The following is a 1682-nucleotide window of genomic DNA, read 5'->3' as shown; positions in this document are numbered from 1 at the left end:
TCACGCGCTGCAACGCGGATTGACTGTGAGCAACCCTTGCGCGCGGTGTGTCTCGACTGCGATCACGTCGAGTTCTGGCGGTGTGACTCGTACTCCTGCGAGCCCTGCGGGGAACAGAAGCGGCGTCGTCTCGCCCGGCTAGTCGACAATGGTTCGGCTCAGCACCTTGCAGCAGGGAAACAGGGGTACTTCCTGACGCTCACTGCGCCGGGGACCAAGTCGGGGCACCGCCGCTGGTATCAAGGGAAACGGCAGGTGACTCCGGTCTGCGGGTGCGAGGTGCACGGCTTCACCGATGGTCAGTGGAACGCTCAGGAATCCGCCTGCTGGAATCGTCTCCGCACTGCTCTCACGCGGGATCGTGAGGTCATTTTCGCTGGGGCGGTCGAGACTCAGGAGCGGGGAATGCTTCACCGGCACGTGCTCGTGTTCGTTGATTCCAGGCTTGAGCACGAAGAGGTTCAGGCGCTCGCTCTGGCCGCTGGGTATGGGTGTGTCCTCGACCTAGAGCCGGTCCGCTCTGCTGACAAAGCGGCTCGCTATATCTCCAAGTACGTCACCAAGTCGGCTAGTGGCCGTGCTGTGGTGCCGTGGGAAAAGGTCGATGAGGACACGGGCGAACTCATCGGCAAACGGGCCACCTATCGACTCTGGTCGTCCTCCCGAAAGTGGGGCGTGACCATGAAAGAAATGAAGGCGGCAGCGTCGGCGCAGGCACGTGCCAGGGCGAACTATCTCCGCGAGCTCGAGAACCTGCTTGCTTCGGAGACTGCGGCAGCGGCAGACCCTGCACCCTATGCACTCTCGGCCACAGGCCCTCCGTAATCGCTTCGGGGCGGCCCCGGATGCGTCAGCATCCTCAACCCCGGTAACGGTCCTCTAGAGGCTCCACAGTCGCTGGAGGGCTTCGTCATGCCCGAAACCCTCGTCGTCCACCTCTTCAGCCGTCTGTGGGTGCGTTCTGCGGGCTGAAACGGCCAAAGCGACCGCATCCGACCGGCCACGAGGGATCCACAGACGCCCAGCGCGCAAGGGGCGCAGCCCCGAGCACTGCGCGGATGAGGGTCCGGGGCCGCTCGGTGCGGCTCTTGACTCTTCACTCGGAATAACTCAACGGGGAGTTTTGGGGAAACGCTTCGGGCGGTCAAAAGTTCTGATAGAAATTCCCTCACGACCGGCACTTTGGGCCACTCCCCTCGGTGTCGCGTCGGACAACACGGAGTCGCAGGCACACCGAGCACCCCGCGCCAGGGCGACATCATCGCGTGAGCCACGACGGGCTAGGGGCTATCCCGGTCCCGTCGTCTGTCAGGTGTCATCCATGGCTGTTGTCCATCCCTCTTTCGCGTTGTGCGACTGCATCGTGTGCCGTCAGTGGCACCGTCAGCGCGTTGCCAGGCACATCCCCACGCTCGCGGCACTGCGCCGGATCGCGTCGGCGTGCCTCCCACCAGTGGCGCTCGGGATCCGAGAAGATCGCCACTCAAAGCAAGAACCCTCTCAGCCGGCAAGCCAAGAGGGTTCTACCGCTCCAACTCAGGTGCATCTGAATGGGAGGGCCGCTAGTGCCCAGTCTGACACAGGCCGATGACAGTGCGGGATCAAACGGGGCGGCGGGTCGTGTCGGAGAGAGATGTCTCCACGGCTCCGGACGGCGAATGCGAGTCGTGGGGTCTGTGCGC

The 1682-nt window shown here is 63.9% G+C and carries 1 protein-coding gene; it reads left to right on the top strand.

Annotated elements, in window-relative coordinates; genetic code table 11:
- Positions 1-279 precede the first annotated feature (279 nt).
- Positions 280-825, top strand: a complete 546-nt coding sequence (locus ncot_RS19405; protein ID WP_168619481.1) for a hypothetical protein — start codon at positions 280-282, stop codon at positions 823-825.
- Positions 826-1682 lie beyond the last annotated feature (857 nt).

The organism is Nocardioides sp. JQ2195 (genome assembly GCF_012272695.1).
Lineage (GTDB): Bacteria > Actinomycetota > Actinomycetes > Propionibacteriales > Nocardioidaceae > Nocardioides.
This window is presented reverse-complemented; position numbering and strand designations above follow the sequence as displayed.